Annotated in this window: 1 protein-coding gene and 1 pseudogene; both read left to right on the forward strand. The window is 73.2% G+C overall.

Annotated elements, in window-relative coordinates:
- Window positions 1–301 (forward strand): annotated as a pseudogene (locus tag AB0J09_RS64205) (xanthine dehydrogenase family protein subunit M); the annotation flags it as partial.
- The coding region (locus AB0J09_RS64210; RefSeq protein WP_360714257.1) for a molybdopterin cofactor-binding domain-containing protein at window positions 298–1,671 on the forward strand (1,374 nt) is incomplete at its 3' end. The pseudogene AB0J09_RS64205 and the gene AB0J09_RS64210, both read left to right, overlap by 4 nt.

Genomic DNA, 1,671 nt, shown 5'->3' on the forward strand with positions numbered 1-1,671 from the left:
CTACCGCAAGGTACGCGAGCGGGCCTCGTTCGCGTTCGCGCTCGTGTCCATCGCCGCCGTGCTCGACGTCCGCGACGGCGTGGTCGCCGGCTGCCGCGTCGCGCTCGGTGGCGTGGCCCACGTGCCCTGGCGGGCCGAGCGCGCCGAGCAGGTGCTGATCGGCGGCCCCGCGACGGGCGAGGCGTTCCTCACCGCCGCCGAGGCGGAGCTGGAGCAGGCCCGGCCGCTCCCGCGCAACGCCTTCAAGCTGCCCCTGGCTCGCAACCTGATCGTCCGCACGCTCGAGGAGCTGGCATCGTGAACCGCATCGAGGGCCAAGTCAAGGTCACCGGGCTGGCCACGTACGCGGCCGAATACCCGGTCGAGGGCGTCACCTACGCCTACCCCGTGCAGTCGCGGATCGCCAAGGGCCGTATCAAGCGGATCGACGGCCGCGACGCGCTCGCCATGCCCGGTGTGCTGGCCGTGCTGTCCAGCGAGGAACCACCCCGGCTGGCCCGTGCGGCCGAGGGCGAGCTGGCGCTGTTCCAGAGCCGCGACGTCGCCTACCGGGGCCAGATCGTGGCCGCCGCGGTGGCCGACACGTACGAGAACGCCCGCGCCGCCGCGGACGCGATCGTCGTCGAGTACGAGCAGGACATCCATGACGTGACCCTGCGCGCCGACCACCCCAACCTGTACCAGCCGGAGGTCGTCAACCCCAATTACCCGTGCGACACCGTGAAGGGCGACATCGAGGCCGGGCTGGACGCGGCCGAGACCAGCATCGACGTGACCTACACGACCCCCGTCCTGCACAACAACCCGATGGAGCCGCACGCCGCCCTGGCGCTGTGGGACGCCGAGGGCAGGCTGCTGGTGTACGACACCGCGCAGGGCGCCTCCGCGAACCGCGACATCATGGCCGCTACTTTCGGCCTGCCCAGGGAGCGGGTGCGCGTGGTGTCCAGGCACGTCGGCGGCGGCTTCGGCTCGAAAGGCACGACCAGGCCGCAGGCCGTGCTGGCCGCCCTGGCCGCCAGGGCCGTCGGCCGCCCGGTGAAGGTCGTGCTGACCCGGCAGCAGATGTTCGACGTGACCGGCTACCGCACGCCCACGATCCAGCGGCTGCGGCTGGGCGCGGACACGGAGGGCAGGCTCACGGCGGTGGAGCACGTGGCCTACGAGCAGAGCTCGACGGTGGTGGAGTTCGCCGAGCAGACCGCGACCCCGACCCGCGTCATGTACGCCACGCCCGCGCTGCGCACGGCGCACCGGCTCGTCCGGCTGGACGTCGCCACCCCGTCGTGGATGCGCGCCCCGGGCGAGTGCCCCGGCATGTACGCGCTGGAGTCCGCCATGGACGAGCTGGCGTACGCCGCCGGCATCGACCCGATCGAGCTGCGCGTCGTCAACGAGCCGGAGATGGAGCCGCAGAGCGGCCGGCCGTTCAGCTCCCGCAACCTGGTCGCCTGCCTGCGCGAGGGCGCCCGCCGCTTCGACTGGGACCGGCGCGACCCGGGCCCCGGGCACCGGCGGGACGGCGAGTGGCTGATCGGCATCGGCGTGGCCTCCTCCACCTACCCGGCCTACCGCCAGCCGTCCAAGGCCGTCGTCACCATGAAGGAGGGCGACTTCCTGGTCCAGGTGGCCGCCAGCGACATCGGGACCGGCGCGCGCACGGCGCTGACC

It is taken from the genome of Nonomuraea sp. NPDC049784 (assembly GCF_040659615.1).
Taxonomy (GTDB): Bacteria; Actinomycetota; Actinomycetes; order Streptosporangiales; family Streptosporangiaceae; genus Nonomuraea.